Below are 22,102 nucleotides of genomic sequence, written 5' to 3'. Positions count from 1 at the left end.
GTGGCAGGGGCGGCTCCGAGTTGCAACTAATTCAAATCCCTATTAGGGATTGAAACTTTCCAGTCGCTTCGCGTTCTGATGGGACGTTTTGGTTGCAACTAATTCAAATCCCTATTAGGGATTGAAACCAGAGATTGTCACCATTGTCACTATTGTCACCGTCTGTTGCAACTAATTCAAATCCCTATTAGGGATTGAAACCTAACTCGTTCATCTGACTAACGTAGCCGCGGAGGGTTGCAACTAATTCAAATCCCTATTAGGGATTGAAACACTATTGTCACCTGATTTTGCGTTCTCGCCAGCCGGTTGCAACTAATTCAAATCCCTATTAGGGATTGAAACAGTGCAAGGAAGAGTGGAAAAATAAGCGTAGGGGTTGCAACTAATTCAAATCCCTATTAGGGATTGAAACTTTCGTAGGAAGGGTACTCCTCTTCCCACCCGGATCTGGTTGCAACTAATTCAAATCCCTATTAGGGATTGAAACGAGTTGTCAAACGGGGCGGTGGTTGTCCCAGTAGTTGCAACTAATTCAAATCCCTATTAGGGATTGAAACCTTCCCTTCCCTGCCGGGTTTCTGCGTTTGGCCTTCGGTTGCAACTAATTCAAATCCCTATTAGGGATTGAAACGCTAAAATGGCACCTCGAAAAAACCCAAACCCACGCAGTTGCAACTAATTCAAATCCCTATTAGGGATTGAAACCCAACTCAAATTGCACCTTGGAATCCAGCTAGAAAATGTTGCAACTAATTCAAATCCCTATTAGGGATTGAAACTCCTCAATCTGGTCGACGAACTAGCTGGAAAATGTTGCAACTAATTCAAATCCCTATTAGGGATTGAAACTACTGAGGGCACTCAGGTTGTCGCCTACACCTGCGAGGGTTGCAACTAATTCAAATCCCTATTAGGGATTGAAACGCCGCTGTGTGTAGAGATGGACGAAAATTCGGTTTGTTGCAACTAATTCAAATCCCTATTAGGGATTGAAACAAATGTATTCACCAACCTGGTATTTGCTCTCGTTTGTTGCAACTAATTCAAATCCCTATTAGGGATTGAAACTAATACCCGCTGAACGGGAGGAAGAGACTTGGGTTGCAACTAATTCAAATCCCTATTAGGGATTGAAACCACGCACAGGAGAATCGGAGATACGTAGCGGAGCAGTTGTGTTGCAACTAATTCAAATCCCTATTAGGGATTGAAACTCCTCAATCTGGTCGACGAACTAGCTGGAAAATGTTGCAACTAATTCAAATCCCTATTAGGGATTGAAACTACTGAGGGCACTCAGGTTGTCGCCTACACCTGCGAGGGTTGCAACTAATTCAAATCCCTATTAGGGATTGAAACGCCGCTGTGTGTAGAGATGGACGAAAATTCGGTTTGTTGCAACTAATTCAAATCCCTATTAGGGATTGAAACAAATGTATTCACCAACCTGGTATTTGCTCTCGTTTGTTGCAACTAATTCAAATCCCTATTAGGGATTGAAACTAATACCCGCTGAACGGGAGGAAGAGACTTGGGTTGCAACTAATTCAAATCCCTATTAGGGATTGAAACCACGTCGGAGAATCCTCCCTGTGCCGCCAGCTGCGGTTGCAACTAATTCAAATCCCTATTAGGGATTGAAACACGTTTTTCAGGGTGCATACACCCTGAAACTTAGTTGCAACTAATTCAAATCCCTATTAGGGATTGAAACTTTATGCGACTAAGGATTTATCTGGGACAGAGGCGTTGCAACTAATTCAAATCCCTATTAGGGATTGAAACGCGGATAGGCATTCCCCCTCAGTAACGTCAACTCGTTGCAACTAATTCAAATCCCTATTAGGGATTGAAACAAATATTGACAGCAGCATGAGTGAATGGGATAAGTGTTGCAACTAATTCAAATCCCTATTAGGGATTGAAACTTCGATGAAGTTGCGTCCGACGCTTGCGCTACAGGGTTGCAACTAATTCAAATCCCTATTAGGGATTGAAACTTTTGTACACAACCCGAAAATTGCTGGAGGCACGGTTGCAACTAATTCAAATCCCTATTAGGGATTGAAACAACCGTTGACGTTCTATTGCTGAATGAGAGAGACCGTTGCAACTAATTCAAATCCCTATTAGGGATTGAAACACTGGGGTTTGCCGCGTTCATTTACGAGGGCGGCGGCGTTGCAACTAATTCAAATCCCTATTAGGGATTGAAACCTGCCGCTTTCCACCCGGCTTCTTCCCAAGCTGCCCTAAGTTGCAACTAATTCAAATCCCTATTAGGGATTGAAACGCAACTTATCAAAATCCCAACGCAAGCAGAAAACAATTATCAACCTGCTGTTTCCCGCAGCCATTTTAAAATTGCTCTACCAACCGCCTGTCCGCCGCGCCTACTCCAATCTCTGGCGTTAGGCACGCGGACGCTGATAAAATACAGCAGCGCCAGGACAGAAACGCGGACGTTGGTATCTTCTGCGCCGCTTAAGATTTCCAAAGACTGACGCGGATCTCGACCTCCCGCAATGCGATCGCGTATACTCAATTCTTTAGCAATCTCTGCACTCATAATCGCCGATAACCGCAAGTCCGCCGGATCGGTTTTCGTGCGATGCACCAAGACTTCTGCCCCTTGGGCGCTGCTGGTGGCGCTGTTGTGGTGGATCGAACAGAACACATCGTGACCCGCCGCCAGCTTACCTATGTTATAAAGACTGCCTGCCGCATCCGTAATTACACAGGGAACACCCGCCGCATCAATTGTTGCCTTGGCAGCGCGAGCCGCAATGAAGTTTAAATCGTACTCCGAGACGCCATTCACCCCGGGCACTCCCGGATCGCCTTGACCGTGACCGACTTCCAGCATCACCCCTTTAGCACGCCAAATGCGGTATTTCTCCAGGAGTTGGCGAGCTTCCAAAACCAGACGCAACACCTTGGCGATGTATTCTTCCTTCAGCGCCTTGTCTTTTTCGCTACCGTCAAACGGCCCGCCGATGTATCCCGCATAAGCGATAAATCGGATAAAAGCTTCGGGGGTGCTGTTGTTTTGTCGCCAACCTTGGTAGGGGGCGCGATCGATAAATACCCAATAACCTTTAACCGTATTTTCTAGATTGGCAAACTTGCAATAGATATCTGTACCATCACTTGCCGTGTACTCGACGGGAGTCGCAACCTGCGCCATTTCCGGGCGATATTTCATGCCGTAGGGGTTAGCGTGGAGTTTGTACAATTCCGATGTTCCCCGCCCTGATTCGAGAATCGCTTGAGCTAGCTGAATCACTTTCAGACGCTCAAACTCAATCTGGGTTTGGGCTAGAGTTTTCACAAACGCATCCCAACTAAACATGAAATTGCCTTGAAACAGGATAGATTTCAATCATAACCTGAACGGCAAGAAACCCGGTTTCTTAAAGAAACCGGGTTTCTGACTGGGTGCCAAACTAGAATATGGGGAGTAATTCTGGCTTTTATTTATCCATATATTGAGTATCAATTTAACAATCAAATCGGGATAAATAAAGTTTTTAAATGAATGTCTATAGATACTACGATCGCTCATCACATTTGACTTAGCTGGCGTCAGGGAAAAATCTAACTTTGTACTGTTCTTTGCCTGACTGTATTGATTAGTTGCACTAATTCCTTGTTGAGCATCACATAGGCCTGTTCATTATAGTGCAGTTCATCTACCCTGTACTGAGACAACATTACGCCTTGACGATCGGCAAGAAGAGAAAAGGTATCAAACACGATGGTCTGATCATCGGCTAATGTAGCGATGTAGGCATTTACTTCTTTAACTGCCTTACCTATCTCATCTGACCAGAAAGGTTTGCGTTCCAGTGGCACGTCCCCTGCTGGGAAAATAGTAGTTAGGATCGCGACTGCACCCAGACTTCTGGATTCTGCTACAATTCGCTGAATATTGGCTTTGCAACTCGACACGATCTCCTCTCTGCGTTCCGGAAATAAACCGATCGTTTTCAGATCGTTGATGCCAACCTGGATGATGACTACATTGGGTTTTAGGGGACGCACATGAGATGAAAATCTCTCCCTCGTCTGGACGGATGTCTGTGAGCCAATTCCACGATTGATGAATTCATACCCATTGAGAGTAGGTGATGTCCAACTGGCTGCTCTAGAGTCACCGAAGAAAACTACACGAAATTGATTGGTATCAGTAACTCCCTGGGGATTTGCAGGATAATAGCCTAACCCCACAGGATCTAGCCGTGTCTCATTCAACTCAAAATAATATTTCTTGGCTTGACTGTAGAGAAGAAAATTGAGGAAAATTGATCCTCCAAGCATGACTAATACAAGAGCGCCCAACGGAATATAACATTTGCTTAATTTCATATCCTGCCAAATCACTTTTTCAAATCTGCATACAATCCGTCTCAAATTTGATCATAAATTACGACTGACTTCACTCACCGCAAGTGGGTTTTCTGCCTCAATCAATCGTTGTCATGCGCGGTGTGCAAGGGGATTGTCAGTTTTAGTTGACTTTTGTAAAACGAATCTCACTGTCGGAATACGCCGTAACATTTACAGACACATTATTGCCAGACCACTGTATTCCGGTTACGTGATAGGCATATTGCTGCTCTACAGAACATAGCTAAACTTGCTCGAAGTTTACCATTCAACCAAAATAACTTTTGGAGGGTCTGCTTCCTGCTTCCACCAAGGGAGTCGGCTCCTACTTGTCCACAGGCGTTAAGTTCCGGTCAAGCCAACCGTACTTGATCGTTAGGAGCATGTTCCAGATTGATTGCCGCGTTCAGATCGCGGTCTTGGACATGCCCGCAACATGAGCAGCGAAACACGCGCTCTGATAATTTCATTGGTTGAACGTGATGGCACTGCGAACAAGTCTTAGAACTGGGATACCATTGGTCAACCAACTCAACCTTTGTAGCGTAATGAGACTGCTTGTAGATTAACTGACGACGAATTTCGTAGAAGCAACGATCGCTAATAGCACTGGCTAATTTATGGTTAGCCAGCATTCCAGCTACATTGAGATCTTCGATCCGAATTCTATAAGCTCTGCGACTTAAATCAGTCGTCATCTTTTGAGTGGTGTCTCGCCGAATGTTAGCCATCCTGGCATGTAATGCCGCCACGCGCGCGTAGAATTTTCGCGCATTATTTGATGCTTTTATCTTCATCCTTTTATTGCCCTTGACCTTGTTGCGATTGCGCCATTGCAGCTGGCTGAGCTTGGTTTTCGCCTCTTTGGTTGCAGCTGGCATCTGGTAAACGGTGCCATCGGAACAAGTTGCTAAGGTTTTGACGCCTAAATCGACGCCAATCGTTTCAATTGGATGGAAATTTGGCGGAATTTTAGCGACATCTAACACAAAGGAAACAAACCATTTATCGGCAGTTCTAGAAACGGTGAAGGTCTGAGAACTACAGGTAAAATCGATTCTCTCTTTAAGTCGGAATGGCTTTAATCCTGGCAGTTTAATCTTTTTACCTGGGTTGATGACCACCCGATTGGTGAATGGTAGTGCCGGTTGACCTTTTTGGGGGTAGATGCCTGATGTTTTGTAAACTCTAAATGAGTCGCCTTTCTTTTTGGTCTTTGGTTTGGGAAATAAGGCTTTGCCTTGACGCCACCTGGAACATGCCTCCTTTAAGTCGATAAATGCTGATTGGTATACGGTGGATGGGTATTGCGTCATCCAGGCGTTTTCAGATGCTTTCATCACTACTTGAGTGAAGACTTGTTTGATGGCGTCAATTCTGCGGGAGTCCGAGGCTTTGACGCCATCAAAGTGCCAGCTGGCTTGCAGCATGTATAAGCCAAAGTTATAGACCAAGCGTTTGAAGCCAGCGATACCGCGCAGGAGCGAGATTTCTCTGTTATTTAGTTTTAGTTCTCGCTTGAGGGCGTACATGGTCTACACTCCGATTAGGTGACCCAAGTTCTGCGGTTTTTCCTGTATAGCTTTCCTTGGTCGCGGTGGTTAACTTTGAGCAATTTTAGCTAATTATTTGGCTATTTAGTTATGCTCTCCTAGTTGCGCCTGGGCTAATCTTTTTGCTTCTGTTGCATCTTCTCCGTTCAGTGCCGAGTATATCAAGCCGATGAGAAAAACAACCAAGCCAGTTACCATTGCTAATGCCACTTTGGGGAACTTCGTCTCCATTCCGGCTGCGGCACGAGCCTTCTTGAAGACTCGAATACGCAGTTGCTTACAAGTCCAACCCAGGATAACGAGTTGGCAGATGTAGGAAAATAAATTCGCAACTGAATGGATTGGGTAAGTAGGTGCAGGTAAATAAAGTGAAAATAGTTATCTAAGCATAGGGCGGGCAGAATGCCCACCCCACAAGAATTTCAGATCTCTTGTGGGGTGGGCGTCCCGCCTGCGTCCCACCCCACAAGAATTTCAGATCTCTTGTGGGGTGGGCGTCCGGGCAGAATGCCCACCCCACAAGAATTTCAGATCTCTTGTGGGGTGGGCGTCCCGCCTGCCGTCCCACCCCACAAGAATTTCAGATCTCTTGTGGGGTGGGCGTCCGGGCAGAATGCCCACCCCACAAGAATTTCAGATCTCTTGTGGGGTGGGCGTCCCGCCTGCGTCCCACCCCACAAGAATTTCAGATCTCTTGTGGGGTGGGCGTCCCGCCTGCCCTGTGTTCAGTTTATTTATACTCACCTACTTACTGTCGTAGTTCTACCATCCATAACCCTAGTGGCTTCATCGATAAACCAATGAGGGAAACCCCATAAAACACAACAAGGAAAAATGGGACAACATCCCCCATCCAACTGGCTACTTTCAAATTTCCTCTAAATAATAACTCACGGTTCGCTCATTTTCAAATCAGCGAACCGTGAGCTTCAAAGCTTCCTTCTGTTTTCTGAGTCTACCTGCTTAATCTTCGTCTTCATCTTCCGGCGGGCGTGTCAGAATATCAAACACAACCGATGCGCCAAACTCCTTTTTCACATCAATTTCTTTCACCCGCGCCGCTATTTCTTTCGCTTTTTCTAGCTGTCCCAATCGGGCTAAAATAAAGCCATAACCTGCATAAGCGCTTAAATATAACCTGATTAACTGCTCGTTTTGCCGCTCGCTCAATATCGGCTTAAGTTCCTGCCAATCATCGGGTAATTTTTCCGTATTTTTAACAATATCGATGACTTTGTCCGCAGCTTCCAGTGCTTGGGGAAACTTATTTTTATAGAAAAAGAAACGATACGCCGTCACCAAAACGTCTATATTTTCCGAACTTTTTCCCAGCGCTTCGTTGATGTATTTCTCGGCTATTGGGGTATTGTCCCAGTTATCTGCTGCCAACTTCAACAAATTTTTGACATCGGCGGGAACTTGATACCATGAATATCTTTCTTCAGCAACTAACATTTTGAGAAACCTGATAAGTTTGAATGGGTAATTGGTAATTGCTAATAGCTAATGGCTAATTGCCTGTTTTACTATTAGCTATTAGCCATTAGCTCTCACCAATTAAAACTGGGTCATGATGTACAGCAAGGTAAACAGAATCACCCAGATGATATCTACAAAGTGCCAGTAGATTTCTGCCATCTCGATGCCTGTATGCTTGGTATTGGAATAATGACCGGGACGACGAGAACGCCACAAAACACCCAAAATTAGCAATAGCCCCACGAATACGTGTAAACCGTGGAACCCTGTCATCATGTAGAAACAGTTAGAAAAGATGTTCGTGGTTAAACCATATCCCAGGGTCAAGTATTCGTAAGCTTGACCGCCCAAGAATATGGCACCCATGATGGCGGTGATGGCATACCACAGGCGCATTCCTTTGACATCATTCTTTTTAATTGCCGTATCGCCCATGTGAATGACGAAACTGCTGGAAACCAGAATGATCGTGTTAATTGTCGGCAAAAATAATTCGACTTCCGTGCCTTCGGGAGGCCAAACTTCCGCCCCGCCGCGCAAGATTAAATAGGTGGCGAACAGCGCCCCAAACATCAGAGATTCAGATATCAGGAACGTTAACAGTCCCAAAACTCGAAAATCTCCATGCTCTTCATGGGCGTGGTCGGTGGATACCGCTGTTGCTGGCGGGACGGAGGAGTTAACAATAACTTCGGGTGGGTTAACAGTTGAACCTTGCATAGTACTCCTTGGTAATTGTTAATTGGGAATTGGTAATTGGGAATTGGTAATTGGGAATTGGTAATTGGGAATTGGTAATTGCAGATCTAATCTAAATCTAAAATTACCCATTACCCATTACCCATTACCCATTACCCATTACCTATTACCCATTACCGAATTAATTCACAGACACAGTAGGTTCTGTCGCGGTAGCTGGTTTTTCTGACCCACTGCGACCATTCATACCATAGTCGTAAGGGCCGTGAGTGACAACTGGTAACACTTCCCAGTTTTCGATCAATGGGGGCGAGTCGGTTGTCCATTCCAAGGACAGACCTTTCCAGGGGTTACCTTCAGCTTTTGGTCCGGCAATCCAACTCCAAATGGCGTTGATGTAGAACGGAATCACCGACAGACCCAGGACGATCGCACCATAGGTGCAAATCTGGTTGATGGTAGTAAATTGCGGGTCGTACATGGCGACGCGACGGGGCATACCTTGCAAACCTAACTGGTGCATCGGTAGGAAGGTCAAGTTAGTGCCGATGAAGGTGAGGAGGAAGTGAATGCGACCCAGGGTTTCATTCATCATCCTTCCGGTGATTTTGGGGAACCAGTGGTACACACCCGCGTAAATACCGAACACCGAACCGCCAAACAGTACGTAGTGGAAGTGAGCCACCACAAAGTAAGTATCGTGGACGTGAACGTCAAAGGGAGCATTACCCAACATAACGCCACTCAAGCCGCCCATCACGAACATTGCCAGCAAACCGATAGCGAAGAGCATGGCGCTGGTATAGCGGATTTTACCGCCCCAGAGAGTAGCCATCCAGCTAAAGATTTTCACGCCGGTGGGAACTGCGACGATCAGGGTAGAAATGGTGAAGAACATCCGCATCCAGGGAGGCGTGCCGCTGGTAAACATGTGGTGTACCCAGACGAACAACCCGACGAAGCAGATGGCTAAGCTGGAGTATGCGATCGCTTTATACCCAAAAATCGGCTTGCGCGCGTGTACCGGAATCACTTCCGACATAATCCCGAAAATCGGCAGAATCATCAGATACACCGCCGGATGGGAATAAAACCAGAACAAGTGCTGGTAAATAACGATGTTCCCGCCTGCATCGGGTTTAAAGAACGAAGTGCCGAAGTTAATGTCAAACAATAGCAACAACAATCCAATTGCTAGCACCGGCGTAGAACACAGTGCCAAAATCGAAGTTGCCATAATCGCCCAGCAGAACAAAGGTAGCTGATCCCACTTCATGCTGGGAAGTTTCATCTTCCAGATCGTAATCACAAAGTTGAGCGACCCCAAAATCGAGCTAGTCCCCACTAAAACGATGGAAAGAATCCAGAAGGTCTGACCTATCGGTGCGGTAATCTCGCTTAAGGGCGGATAGGAAGTCCAACCCGCTTGGGCGCCACCACCAAAGAAGAAACTGGCGATTAACAATAACCCTGCCGGGGGGTTAAGCCAAAACGCGGCGGCGTTGAGTCGGGGGAATGCTAAATCCCTCGTGCCAATCATCAGCGGCACTAAAAAGTTGCCAAATCCCCCAATTGCAACGGGGACGATCCAATAAAAAATCATGATCGTCCCGTGATTGGTCATGAAGGCGTTGTACAAATTGGGGTCGAGAAAGTCGGGGTCGGGCGTATACAGTTCTGTCCGCATCGCCTCCGCCATCGCGCCGCCAACTAAGTAGAAAATAAACGCCATCACCATGTACTGAATCCCAATCACCTTATGGTCGATGTTGAAGGTGAAGTAGTCGTACCATTTCCACGCCTTGGGATGCCCACTGTGGGAACTACTTGGCGAAAGTTGTGACTTTTCTACTGGAGTTTGTGCTTGTGTCATAGCTTAACTGTTAACCGTTAACTGCTTGCGATTGCTATGGATGAATTTGAGCCAGAGTGTCGGCGGTAATCCCCATTTCTGCGACGTAGGGAGCCAAAAATTCCGCTGTGGATAACTCGGTTGGGTTCACCGCCACCGCATTTTGCATATCTTGCTGCTGAGCAATTTGGTTTTCTTTCAGCCAGGTGTCATACTCTTCCGGTGTATGAACGATTACCCGCGTTCTCATTGAGCCGTGGTAACCTCCGCACAATTCCGTGCAAACTACGGCAAATTCCCCCGTCTTAGTGGCAACAAAGTTCAGTTTGCTGGGGAGTCCCGGCATCACATCTTGCTTGAGGCGGAACTCAGGTACCCAGAACGAGTGAATCACGTCGGTAGCAGAAAGGTTGAGTTCCACCGTTTCACCCACGGGGACGTGCAGTTCCCCAGAGACAACGCCGCTGTCTGGATAGTTAAAAATCCAAGCAAACTGCATCCCGGTTACGTTTACAGACACATCTGCTGGTTTGCCTTGATCCTCTGGTGCAACACCAAAGCCGTATTTTTTCTCAACCGCAGCTGCTTGTGCCTCAGATGCCATTCCTTCTGAATCGGCAATTAGGGGTGCTGCTACTGCGCTGCCAGACATTTTAGCTTTATGGGATGGGGCATGATGGACGTGCGCCATCATCTGATGCCCCGTATCGAAGCCCCCCATATCGCGGTACACTTCAACGCTGTAGATTCCCAACCCCATGACGATAATTGCCGGAATTGCCGTCCAAAACACTTCTAGGGCAAAGTTTTCGCTCACCGGCACGCCGTCGGTTTCATCCCCCGCCCGTTGGCGATATTTGATCGCAAAATACAGGATGGTTCCTTCCACCACAATAAACAGCGCCGTGGCGATGCCCACCATCACGTTAAAAAACTCATCTACCAGCGGCGCTTGTTCCGATGCCTGTACTGGCATCAAGTTGTTATTTTGACCATACCAGAAGCTGACAAGGGTAATGACAATGCCAGCCACCAGGGCCAAGATTGATGAAGGAATTTGGTTCATGTGTTTCTTCCTTAGTTTGGGCGGCTTTTCGATCGGCGATTGCTGATCGCCGCCGCCCGGTTAAATTGTGATTTTGGATACCAGTTAACTGCGAATCCCGACTATTTCTTAAGGTAGAGGTGAAACGAGTTCTACCAAGTTATTCATAACTATTTCTTAATAGCCGAGAGCATTTACCTATTTCTTGCGATAGAGCCAACAGCCAGCCGTAACGCTTCTGAAGTTTCACCGATTTGATGTATCAAATTTTACTTGTTATTTGAAAAAATTCACATTTATAGAAGTCTAGGTTGGATTGAGGTAATGAAACCCAACAATCTAAGAAGGGAAAAGGTGAAAGCGGTAAGGGGTAAGGGAAAAGTGTTTGTTCATCCTTCCCCCTTTCCCCCTTTCCCCCTTTCCCTTAGTTTTCCAGTGGGGAGTGAGTATAGCAATCCTTGGGACAAATTCTGGCACAAGCTTGACAACCAATACAAAGTTCGGAATAAGCGATGGTCATCACCTTGCGTTCGATTTCCTCGTCTTCCTCATCCTCGACAAATTCTCCATCTTCGTTGAGCGCTTTTAGCTCCAGGACATTGCGACCACACGCCTTAAAGCAGCGACCGCATCCGATACATTTATCTTGGTCAATTTCCTGGACAAATTTAGGAGTCCAAGTTTTACCCCCAAGGGTTACGCCAGTTACTAATGCCATGAAAACTGTTCTCCTTCCAAATAATGCTGAGATTGCGATCGCCTACAGCAGTAGTGCTTGCTTTCAGCGCGTCCTATTCCTTCGCTTATACCAAATGCCTCTGAATCGACTTTTTGGGCGCGGACGCATTCAGATTTATTAAACTAATTAAGCTTGTACTCAACCGCCCCAAACCCAATAGAATCAGCCTTTCAAATTTTCTTTGGGGTTGGGGGGCTAGTATTTTTTAATATAGGTACGAGTATTTATGGGTAGGGGTGCGGGTATTTGAGTACTCAATTGCCTACCTTAACTAAAATTATTCTCAATTAAATCCACTCCAACTTGAGAGATTTTGGGTGCTTTTACAGTATACACCTTTTCTGTTACTTCTGATACCATTTTTGGCTCGCTGACGCCAAGAAACCGGGTTTGGATGAAAAATCGTCGTGATTTGGTGGACTACAGCATACATCCCGCCAGGGAATAAATTCCCTGGCTAATAGCTTAAGTCGGTTAAAACCGACTAAATGCAATCAGCCTATACCCCCACGAGGCCAGAAACCCGGTTTCTTCGTTGTTCGCGTAGCGGAAGGGAGGCATATCTCTCGTTTCCTCTCCCAAGGATTTTGCGTATCACCAAAGTTTCTTTGCGTCAGTCCTGACCGACTAAATGCAATCAGCCTATACCCCATGCTCGGAATCTGATACATCCTTGTGAAAGGGGTTTTGGAAAAATTCTCCCGTTTGGGGTGGTAGCGTCGGATCTAAAACAATTTCAGCCAAACTTTTGATTACACCCGTGAGGGGAATTGCCAGAATTACGCCTAATATTCCTCCAACTCTCGCGCCTATTAGTAACGACACAAATATGACCACGGGGGATAATCCTGTGAGATTGCCCATGATGCGAGGGGCGACTAAATTATCTTTGATTTGTTGTAATGCGATCGCCACCGCTAAAACCTCCAATGCCAACCACCAATCGATAAACGCCACTACAATTACAACCGTAGCAATTCCTAACGTCGCCCCAATAAACGGAATCACTTCCATTATCCCGATAAACACGGCAAATAACAGGAAGAAAGGCACTCGTAACGCTAAAAATACCAGGGTTAAAGTCGTTGCCATAAATAAGCCTAACAACAGTTGTCCGGAAACAAACTGCCGCAGATTTCGTTGCAAGGATTCGGTTAACCCGGTTTGAATACGCGGCGAAAAAAGACTGGTAATTCCCTGCCACAAGCGCTCGCCATCGACGAGCATGTAAAACGAGATCACAATAATCAAAATTAAGTCTAAAAACCAGTTAAACGTTCCTAAGACTAAGCCGAAACCTCTGGAGGCGATCGCTTGCGCCTGCGCTTGGATTCTTTCTAATACCTGAAACGCCAATCCCTTGACATCAAAGGGCAAATTATGCTCTGTACTCCAAGTTTGAAATTCGGATAATTGCTGCCGCGCCGACTCTAACAACGAAGGGAAATTATTCACCAATTGTCGCGCTTGATTAAATACAGGTGGCACGACGGTTAGGCCAATCAGCGTCACAACAATGGCAGCGAATAAATAAACGAGTAGCGCCGCCACAGTTCGAGGTAAAAACCGTTGCAGCACCGCCACGGTGTAGTTAAGTAGAAAAGCAATCAGCGCTGCTGTGAGCAAAATACTAATCGTTTCGCCCACGTAACTAAGTGCTACAAGTGTCAACCAACCCGTAATTAAAACGAGCAGCCAAGTGAGTAGAAATTGTTGGAGAGGTGTAAAGATCCGATTCATCTAAACTCTAGCTCAATAGATCTGAAAGCCATAGCCTGCTTGATCGGGATTTACTCACGACGAGGCCAGAAACCCGGTTTCAACCTTGATCTCTGATTGCCAAACCAACGATTTTTCATAGAAACCGGGTTTCTTTGCGTAAGATCTGAAAGCTATAGCCTGCTTGATAATATACCTAAACCTGTCAATCGCCAAATTGCTGCCAGCAGGGAGAATCTCATGAGAGAAAAACGAAAGACGATCGCGATTGTGGATGATTCGCCCGCAGACCGGGAAACAATTCGCCGCTACCTGCTGGGGGATGAGCAATCTACATACAGGATTTTTGAGGCAGAGGACGGGGAAACTGGGCTAGCTTTGTGCGAAGAGGTGCAGCCAGATGCCATTTTACTGGAATTTTTGCTGCCAGATATGAATGGGCTGGAGTTTTTGGAGAAATTGAAAACACAGCTAGGCCAAACGAACTTGCCTGCGATAATACTAACTGGTCAGGGGAATGAAGCGAACGCAGTGCAGGCAATCAAAAGCGGCGCCAAGGACTATTTAGTTAAAGACAAAATCACGCCTGCAAATCTTCGGATTGCCATTGGCAATGTTATAGAACAAACTCAGTTGCAACAGCAGTTAGAAGCGAGGGAAGCCCGCTTTCAGGCTACATTTGAGCAAGCTGCTGTAGGGATGGCTCTTGTCGGACCCGATAGAAAATGGTTCCAGGTCAACCAAAGGCTTTGCGACATTGTGGGGTATAGTCGCGCCGAATTGCTAGGGCGAAGCTGGCAAGAAATCACCCATCCCGATGACGTGGATGCGGATATAAACGACTTCTACCGCCTATTGGCGGGAGAAATCGAAACCTACTCGTTCGAGCAGCGCTGCATTCGCAAAAATGGTACTTGCGTTCTGGTGGATGTGACTGTTTCCCTCACCCGCAAACCAAATGGCGATCCCAATTATTTGATCTTGGCGATCCAAGATATTAGCAATCGCGCTCAAGCACAACAGGCACTGCAACAAGCGCGTGACGAGTTAGAAATACGAGTAGCACAACGAACCGCCGAACTCCAGCAAACCCAGGAAGAATTGGAAACAATGCTGGAAGAACTGCAAGTTGCCGAAGAAGAACTGCGCCAGCAGAACGAAGAACTGCTGATAAGTCAGCAAGCAATCGAGTTGGAACGCCAGCGTTACCAGGATTTGTTCGAGTTCGCCCCAGATGGGTATTTAGTCACAGATGTCAAGGGAAATATTCAAGAAGCTAACCGTGCAGCTGCCAGCTTGTTGGGCGTAAACCAACAGCGTTTAATTGGCAAATCACTGAGCATCTTTATTGTCAAGCAAGAACGCCAGAGGTTTCGGACTCAGTTGGCGCAGTTGCAGCAAGTGCAGAACTGGGAAGTTCACCTCCAGCCACGGGATGGCGACCCTTTCCCTGCTATGCTTGCTGTCACCAGTATCAGGGATTTACAGGGGGAGCAAATCGGTCTGCGCTGGCTAATCCGCGACATCAGCATTCCCAAACAAATGGAGAAGCAGTTGCAGGCGGCACGGGATCGATTAGAAATCCGAGTAGAAGAACGAACAGCCGAATTGTCCCAAGCCAATACCCTGCTGCAACAGCAATACCAGCAGCAGCGACTGGTGACGCAAATGGCTTTACGCATTCGTCAATCCCTCAACTTGGATGAAATTCTCCAGACGACAGTAGAAGAAGTGCGGCAATTTCTGGAGTGCGATCGCGTCGTTATTTTCCGCTTTGATCCAGACTGGAGTGGCAGGGTAATTGTGGAATCTGTTGCTTCTGAGTGGGTTGCCATCCTGTCAACGCCGATCAATGACCCTTGCTTTAGGGAAAAATATATTGAACCCTATCGGCAAGGTGCGATTTCCCTGCACTCCGATATTTACGCCGAGGAGATCGAGACTTGTTACATTGAATTTTTAGCTCAGTTTCAAGTCAGGGCAAATCTAGTCGTTCCCATATTAATAGAAAGCCGGGAATATCCGGGGATGTCCGCCCCAGGAATCCAGGAGAATTCTCCCATCCAAAATACCCAATTGTGGGGGCTGTTAATTGCCCATCACTGTCGGGTACCTCGCCAGTGGCAGCCTTTGGAAATCGATTTACTCAAACAACTGGCAACTCAGGTAGGAATTGCGATTCAGCAATCTACCCTGTTCCAACAAACACAAATCGAACTTGCCGAACGCAAACGGGCTGAACAGAAAATCCGCGAACAAGCAGCCCTGCTTGATGTTGCCACAAATGCTATTTTTGTGCGAGATATGGCAGGCCAAATCTTATATTGGAACAAAGGTGCCGAGGATTTGTACGGCTGGCAAAGATCGGAAGCGATGGGAAAAAATGCCAATCGGCTTTTACACAAGCAAATTTCATCCCAACTCGAACAGGCGCTGACAAACATTATTGAGCAAGGTTCGTGGCAAGGTGAATTGCAGAAAGTAACAAAATCGGGAAAAGATGTGCTGGTGGAAAGTCGCTGGACTCTTGTAGGCGACGAAGTAGGACAACCCAAATCTATCCTCATTGTTGACACCGACATCACCGCAAAAAAACAACTCGAGCAACAGTTTCTCCGCGCCCAACGCCTGGAAAGTCTCGGCACTCTAGCAGGCGGCATTGCCCACGACCTCAACAATATGCTGACGCCAATTCTGCTATCGTCGCAAATGTTGAAAGACAGAATCACCGACGCCCAATCTCAGAAACTGTTTGGACTGATAGAAATCAATGCCAAACGGGGCGCTGAGTTGGTCAAGCAAGTTTTATCCTTTGCACGGGGAGTTGAAGGCAAGCGGGTTCCCGTACAACTGGAACACCTACTGTTAGAAATCGAGCAAATTATCAAAAGGACATTTTCCAAATCAATCGAAGTCCGCACAAATATACCAACGAGGGAACTTTGGACGGTTAGCGCCGATGCCACCCAACTGCATCAGGTGTTGATGAATCTCTGCGTTAATGCTGGTGATGCCATGCCCGATGGCGGTACTCTAGATCTGTCTGCGGAAAATATATTGATTGATGAAAACTATGCCCGCATGAATCTAAATGCCCAAGTTGGTCCCTATGTGGCGATCGCCATTTCGGATACGGGAGTTGGCATTTCTGAAGAACAATTAGAGCGAATTTTTGAACCCTTTTTCACCACTAAAGAAGTGGGCAAAGGCACTGGATTAGGACTTTCCACCGTTCTGGGCATTGTGAAAAGCCACGGTGGTTTTGTCAATGTCAGCAGCGAGGTGGGACGTGGTAGCCAATTTAAGGTGTACTTACCAGCGGTGGCGGCAACGGTAACGCAGCAAACAGAAGACTTGAACCTACCGCGAGGACAAGGAGAATTGATTCTGGTTGTGGATGATGAAACATCGATTCAGGAGATTACCACAGCCTCGTTAGAAGCCCACAATTACCGGGTTCTCACCGCCAGGGATGGAGTGGAAGCGATCGCGCTTTTCGCCCAGCGCCAAAATGAAATTAGCGTCGTGTTGATGGATATCATGATGCCCAGTATGGATGGATTAACCGCCATCGGCATCCTGCAAAAAATCAACCCCCAGGTCAAGATTATCGCTACCAGCGGACTCGTCTCCAACGGTAAGCTAACCGCAGCAACTGGCGCTGGCGTTCAAGCATTTTTACACAAACCCTACACGGCAAAGGAATTATTGGCAGCTTTGGATTTAGTAATTAATGCTAATTGCTAATTGCTAATTGGTAATTGCTAGGTGGAGATCTTGCACCTATGGCATTAGCCCGCCAGGGAATAAATTCCCCAGCAGGCTATGAGATTGGTGCAAGTTATGTAGGGTGCGTTAGCCCGCAGAGTACGGCACCATCACAATGAGGAAGAATATTTTCTTTACCGCAAAAAGGCTTGCACCTGACGTTACGTCAGAGTTTACGCTCGAAATGTGTAGGAGGTTGACCGATGAAAAACACGACCGAATCGTTGTTACCTAAGAAGAGCGGGACGCTTTCATCCACGCAATAAATTGACGTGGATGAAAGCGGACACGAGCAACTTTAGTTGCAGTCACATATGACGTTTTGTTGCAACCTGTCTTAGGGGAGTACAAGCTCCCTAAGACAGGTTGTACAATAAATAAAGGTCGATGAAACAACGCCATGATTGTCTACGAATTCAAAATCAAAGGAAAAGTTGAACAGTACCGTTCAATTGACGAAGCGATCCGAACATTTCAATTCATTCGCAACAAAACCATTAGATTTTGGATGGACAATCGTGGCGTTAAACTGTCTGAATTTAGCAAGCAGAGCGCCATCTTAGCCAAAGAATTCGAGTTGGCAGATAAACTTAATTCCCAAGCCAGACAAGCAGCAACCGAGCGAGCATCGTTTTCGGTGCAGCGATTTTACGATAACTGCAAGTCTGGCAAACCGGGAAAGAAAGGCTATCCCAAATTCCAGAAGCGCAACCGCTCCGTGGAATACAAAAACACGCTCGTGGAAGCTATCAGACGACCGCAAATACATTAACTTTACCGATAAATGCGGTATTGGTAGGTTAAAACTGATCGGGACGCGAGATCTCCACTATTACCAAATCGAGCAGATTAAACGGGTAAGAATAGTGCGGCGTAGCGATGGCTATTACGTTCAGTTTGTCATCCAAGCAGAACGCAATATTGATGTTAAGCCTACTGGTAAAACCATTGGATTGGATGTCGGATTAGCCGCCTTTTATACCGATTCCGAAGGGAACAAGGTAGAGAATCCCCGCCATCTGCTCCATAGCGAGAAGGCTTTAAAAAGGTTACATCGTCGCGTTTCTAAAAAAAAGAAAGGCTCCAACAATCGCCGAAAGGCAATTAAAAGGTTGGGGCGCAAGCATCTAAAAGTTTCCCGCCAGCGTAAAGACTTTGCCGTTAAGACAGCATTGTGCGTGGTGAAATCGAGGGATTTCGTGGCGTTTGAGAAACTACAAGTGAAGAATATGGTGAAGAATCACCATTTAGCCAAGTCTATCAGCGACGCTGCTTGGTCGCAATTCACCGAATGGTTGGAGTATTTGGGTAAGGTATATGGAAAAGTGGTGGTGGGAGTGCCACCTCAATATACCAGCCAGAATTGTTCTAGTTGCGGTGAAATAGTGAAAAAGTCGCTGTCTGTTCGCACCCATATTTGTCAATGTGGATGCGTCAAGGACCGCGACCATAATGGGGCAATTAATATTTTGGATAAGGCGCTGAAGCAGACTGGTTATCAGTTAATGAGTACCGTGGGACACACGGGAATTGACGCTTGGGTAGAGAAGATCCTCTACCCGGATTTGGCAACAAGTCTGGGCAAGATCGCTCGCTGAACCAAGAATCTCCGTGTCAAGAGACCGGAGAGTGTCAAAGGTGCATGAATTCGCCCTTCGCGCGGGTGTAACAGTCCGGACGCTGCATTATTATGACCGTTTGGGACTGCTCAAGCCAAGCGCCTACACTCCGTCGGGTCATCGTTTATATGGGGAAGGGGAACTGGCGCGTCTCCAACAAATCGTGACGTTGAAATTCATCGGTTTCTCTCTCAAACAAATTAAACAGCTTCTCGATGGAAATAGCTTCGATATTAAAACAACGCTGCATCTACAACGCCAAATTATCGAGGAAAAGCGCCGTCATTTGGATTTGGCGATTTTAGCAATCGCCAAAGCCCAAAATCTCCTATCTTCCAGTGAAGATTTCGATTGGGAAGCCTTCAAACAGATTATCGAGGTAATCGAAATGTATAGCGATACTGAATGGATGAAAAAATATTACACCCCCGAACAACAACAGCAACTCGCGACTCGCGCTACCCCGGAAGTCCTGGAAAAAGGACAGCGCGATTGGGAAGATCTAATTAAAGATGTGGAAGAAGCGATACGTGCTGACACAGATCCAGCCAGCGAAACAGCACAAGCACTAGCAAAACGTTGGTCGCAATTAATAGAAGCCTTCACTGGCGGCGATGCTGCTATCCGAGAAAGCCTCAATCAATTGTACCAAGACCAAGAAAACTGGCCTTCTACCTTTCAAAAGCCTTATAGCGAGGAAGTAGAAGCCTTTATTTGTCAAGCAATGGCGATTTCTCAGTAGCGCCAGCGCGACAGGTTGAAACCTGTCGCTACACAAACAAAGTCCGCCTGGGCGGACTATTAAAAAAACCCGCGCAGGCGGGTTTCGTTTGTGTAGCCCCAGATTTCAATCTGGGGGATCTTGGCGATTTGTGGGGGTTGGGGGAGAGGTTACAATAAGCCAGCAAAGTGCAGCGGGCCGTGACCTGTGATTAACTCTACAACTAACGCAATTAGAAAAATCATCGCTACCCGTCCGTTCCACACTTCCGCAGAAGGAGTCAAACCCCATTCCCAACTTTCTTGGGGGTACATCTTGACTTTTTTCTTCATTTGTGTTACTTGCGATAACTCGACTTTGGGCGAGTTGAGCGCATTCACGACCAAATCCGCGAGGGCATCTATAAAGACGGGATGGGTATTGAGGGCGGGGACGCGGCGGAAGTTGTGGATGCCGGATTCTTCAGCGACTTCCCGGTACTCGATGTCGATTTCTTCTAAAGTTTCGATATGCTCGGAAACAAAGCTAATCGGCACGACGACCATATCCTTCACCCCGTCTTTGCCGAGTTCGACAATGGCTTCTTCAGTATAGGGTTTGAGCCATTCCACCGGGCCGACGCGACTTTGATACGCCAGGGTATAAGGATTGGGACGGTTTAGCGTGTCCATAATCAAGGACGTACATGCCTCGATTTCTTTTTGGTAGGGGTCGCCTGCTTCTTCAACGTAGCTGACTGGGACGCCGTGGGCGCTAAAGAAAATGTGAACGTTGTCGGGATTTTCAAATTGGTCGAGTTCGGTGGCGATTAACTGCGCCATTGCTTGCAGGTAACCGGGTTGTTCGTACCAGGAACGAATAACGGTGTAATTAACCGGGCGCAGGTAGGGGTCTTCTTGCCAAATTTTTTCCAGAAGGCGGAAGCTGGAACCGCTGGTGCTGATGGAAAATTGGGGATACAGGGGCAGGATGACGAGGCGGTCGATGCGATCGCGTTTGATTCTAGCGATCGCTTCCTCAGTAAATGGATGCCAGTACCGCATCCCGATGTAAATCCCTGCCTCTTGCCCTTTTTGCTCTAAACTCTCTTGCAGCGCCTGCGCCTGTTCTTCTGTAATCCGGCGCAGCGGCGAACCACCGCCAATCGAACGGTAGTTTTCTTGGGATTTTTTCGCCCGCGATGTCGAAATCAGCCATGCTAGAGGTTTCTGCAACCACGGAAAGGGCAGCCGAATAATCTCTGGATCGGAAAACAGGTTAAACAGAAAGGGTCGGACATCATCGAGTTGATCCGGCCCGCCCAAGTTCAGCAGCAAAACCCCAGTACGCGCCATAACGGTGACAACTTCCCAACAAAAATTTCATTTTCGTTACCGATTTTAACAATATAACCTTAATAGTGGGTAAGGGTAACAGCAAATATGACAAAATTTTTGGAGGGATTGGGGCGTGGGAACGATTTTAAGAACCTGGAGTTACCGATATCAGTGGCTTTACGATGGAATTTCCGCTATTGCTGCCCTGAGTGTGGGCGGTGCCGCAAGATTTCGTATACTTTCTTTACAAGACTTAATAATTCGTGGGGATACAAAGGTGCTAGATCTTTGTTGCGGCAGCGGTCAAGCGACTTATGTCCTAGTGCAGCGCTCTCAAGATGTTACCGGATTGGATGCTTCTCCACTATCCCTGGAGCGGGCGCAAAAAAATGTTCCTCAAGCACAGTATGTGGAAGCATTGGCGGAAGAAATGCCGTTTCCGGATAATTTATTTGACCTGGTACACACCAGCGTTGCGATGCACGAGATGAGGCCAAAACAGTTACGGCAGATTATTCAGGAAGTGTACCGGGTTCTCAAACCGGGGGGCATCTTCACTTTGGTAGATTTTCATCGCCCGACGAACCCGTTATTTTGGCCTGGGGTAGCGGTATTCTTGTTATTGTTTGAAACGGAAACAGCGTGGCAGTTGTTAGATACGGATTTAGTTGGGTTACTTAAGGAAATCGGCTTTGAGGCGAAGGAACCTAAGTTGTATGCGGGCGGGAGTTTGCAGGTAATTCAGGCGAGGAAAATTTAGATTGCAGATTGAAGATTGCAGATTTTAGATCGTGTTCGTTGAATTGCCCGTAATCAAAAAACCTTACCCCGTTGTTGCGTAGGGACACGGCATCTGAGGATATCTCCGACAAACAGATAACTTTAATAATGCCGTGTCCCGGCTGCTAATTATGGATAATCGACCGGACATGATATTAGATTTGAGATTAGATCGGTACTGACGCATCGATCCCCCCAACCCCCTAATGCCTTGGGGGGCTTTCGCTTGTGTAGGGGCAAGTTTTACCAACAGTTTCTGGGTAATTGCCAAAGATCGCCAATAATATCATGTCCGTTGAATTGCCCGTAATCAAAAAACCTTACCCCGTTGTTGCGTAGGGACACGGCATCTGAGGATATCTCCGACAAACAGATAACTTTAATAATGCCGTGTCCCGGCTGCTAATTATGGATAATCGA

The 22,102-nt window shown here is 46.8% G+C and carries 16 protein-coding genes, 1 pseudogene and 1 CRISPR repeat array (1 of these 18 cut by a window edge); of the genes and pseudogenes, 6 read left to right on the top strand and 11 right to left on the bottom strand.

The features are described 5' to 3' along the window. Positions 1–2,296: direct repeats of the CRISPR family, unit length 37 nt; unit sequence GTTGCAACTAATTCAAATCCCTATTAGGGATTGAAAC (it extends 3,979 nt beyond the left edge of the window). A 39-nt stretch (positions 2,297–2,335) separates the two neighbouring features. The 4 genes from MiSe_RS07915 to MiSe_RS07900 form a co-directional block, all read right to left on the bottom strand. Further along, positions 2,336–3,334, bottom strand: coding sequence for an N-acetylmuramoyl-L-alanine amidase (locus tag MiSe_RS07915; protein WP_226577127.1), 999 nt, complete (start codon positions 3,332–3,334; stop codon positions 2,336–2,338). Positions 3,335–3,600: 266 nt separating this feature from the next. Further along, entirely contained in the window at positions 3,601–4,323 is a 723-nt protein-coding gene (locus MiSe_RS07910) for an SGNH/GDSL hydrolase family protein (RefSeq protein ID WP_226577124.1), read from the bottom strand. A 422-nt stretch (positions 4,324–4,745) separates the two neighbouring features. Beyond that, on the bottom strand, positions 4,746–5,924 hold the full coding sequence (locus MiSe_RS07905; RefSeq protein WP_226577120.1) for an RNA-guided endonuclease InsQ/TnpB family protein: 1,179 nt from the start codon (positions 5,922–5,924) through the stop codon (positions 4,746–4,748). Between the two features lie 105 nt (positions 5,925–6,029). Beyond that, positions 6,030–6,176, bottom strand: coding sequence for a hypothetical protein (locus MiSe_RS07900; protein ID WP_226577117.1), 147 nt, complete (start codon positions 6,174–6,176; stop codon positions 6,030–6,032). Between the two features lie 254 nt (positions 6,177–6,430). Between MiSe_RS07900 and MiSe_RS07895 the strand changes: the two genes are divergently transcribed. Then, positions 6,431–6,763, top strand: a complete 333-nt coding sequence (locus MiSe_RS07895; RefSeq protein ID WP_226577114.1) for a hypothetical protein — start codon at positions 6,431–6,433, stop codon at positions 6,761–6,763. A 145-nt stretch (positions 6,764–6,908) separates the two neighbouring features. Here the strand turns inward: MiSe_RS07895 and MiSe_RS07890 are convergent, their stop codons facing one another. The 5 genes from MiSe_RS07890 to fdxB form a co-directional block, all read right to left on the bottom strand. After that, positions 6,909–7,400 (bottom strand): hypothetical protein, encoded by a 492-nt coding sequence (locus MiSe_RS07890; protein WP_226577112.1) that lies wholly within the window; start codon positions 7,398–7,400, stop codon positions 6,909–6,911. A 102-nt stretch (positions 7,401–7,502) separates the two neighbouring features. Then, positions 7,503–8,144, bottom strand: coding sequence for a cytochrome c oxidase subunit 3 (locus MiSe_RS07885; RefSeq protein ID WP_226577110.1), 642 nt, complete (start codon positions 8,142–8,144; stop codon positions 7,503–7,505). Between the two features lie 160 nt (positions 8,145–8,304). Next, positions 8,305–9,996 (bottom strand): cytochrome c oxidase subunit I, encoded by a 1,692-nt coding sequence (gene ctaD / locus MiSe_RS07880; protein WP_226577107.1) that lies wholly within the window; start codon positions 9,994–9,996, stop codon positions 8,305–8,307. 34 nt (positions 9,997–10,030) lie between these two features. Next, positions 10,031–11,041: a cytochrome c oxidase subunit II gene (locus tag MiSe_RS07875; RefSeq protein WP_226577104.1), complete on the bottom strand. Its 1,011-nt coding sequence runs from the start codon at positions 11,039–11,041 to the stop codon at positions 10,031–10,033. 403 nt (positions 11,042–11,444) lie between these two features. Further along, a complete protein-coding gene (gene fdxB / locus MiSe_RS07870; RefSeq protein ID WP_226577101.1) occupies positions 11,445–11,738 on the bottom strand; it encodes a ferredoxin III, nif-specific in 294 nt (97 codons plus the stop codon). Here fdxB and MiSe_RS07865 point away from each other — a divergent pair. Continuing rightward, entirely contained in the window at positions 11,737–11,880 is a 144-nt protein-coding gene (locus MiSe_RS07865) for a hypothetical protein (RefSeq protein WP_226577097.1), read from the top strand. The two genes, fdxB and MiSe_RS07865, sit on opposite strands and share 2 nt — an antisense overlap. Positions 11,881–12,401: 521 nt before the next feature. Here the strand turns inward: MiSe_RS07865 and MiSe_RS07860 are convergent. Further along, on the bottom strand, positions 12,402–13,499 hold the full coding sequence (locus MiSe_RS07860; RefSeq protein WP_226577094.1) for an AI-2E family transporter: 1,098 nt from the start codon (positions 13,497–13,499) through the stop codon (positions 12,402–12,404). A gap of 219 nt (positions 13,500–13,718) precedes the next feature. On the opposite strand from MiSe_RS07860, the gene MiSe_RS07855 reads away from it, so the two are divergent. The 3 genes and pseudogenes from MiSe_RS07855 (at position 13,719) to MiSe_RS07845 (ending at position 19,607) form a co-directional block, all read left to right on the top strand. After that, on the top strand, positions 13,719–17,225 hold the full coding sequence (locus tag MiSe_RS07855) for a PAS domain S-box protein (RefSeq protein ID WP_226577090.1): 3,507 nt from the start codon (positions 13,719–13,721) through the stop codon (positions 17,223–17,225). Positions 17,226–17,646: 421 nt separating this feature from the next. Further along, positions 17,647–18,844 (top strand): annotated as a pseudogene (locus MiSe_RS07850) (RNA-guided endonuclease InsQ/TnpB family protein). Between the two features lie 40 nt (positions 18,845–18,884). Beyond that, entirely contained in the window at positions 18,885–19,607 is a 723-nt protein-coding gene (locus tag MiSe_RS07845; RefSeq protein ID WP_226577087.1) for a MerR family transcriptional regulator, read from the top strand. 149 nt (positions 19,608–19,756) lie between these two features. On the opposite strand, the gene hemH is transcribed toward MiSe_RS07845, so the two are convergent. Then, positions 19,757–20,920 carry a ferrochelatase gene (hemH, locus tag MiSe_RS07840; protein ID WP_226577084.1) on the bottom strand — a complete coding sequence of 388 codons (1,164 nt, stop codon included), beginning with the start codon at positions 20,918–20,920 and terminating at the stop codon, positions 19,757–19,759. A 115-nt stretch (positions 20,921–21,035) separates the two neighbouring features. Between hemH and MiSe_RS07835 the strand changes: the two genes are divergently transcribed. Continuing rightward, positions 21,036–21,662 (top strand): class I SAM-dependent methyltransferase, encoded by a 627-nt coding sequence (locus MiSe_RS07835; protein ID WP_226577081.1) that lies wholly within the window; start codon positions 21,036–21,038, stop codon positions 21,660–21,662. Positions 21,663–22,102 lie beyond the last annotated feature (440 nt).

This window comes from Microseira wollei NIES-4236, from assembly GCF_020521235.1.
GTDB lineage: Bacteria > Cyanobacteriota > Cyanobacteriia > Cyanobacteriales > Aerosakkonemataceae > Microseira > Microseira wollei.
The sequence above is the reverse complement of the archived record's forward strand: the minus strand, read 5'-3'. Positions and strand labels throughout refer to the sequence as shown.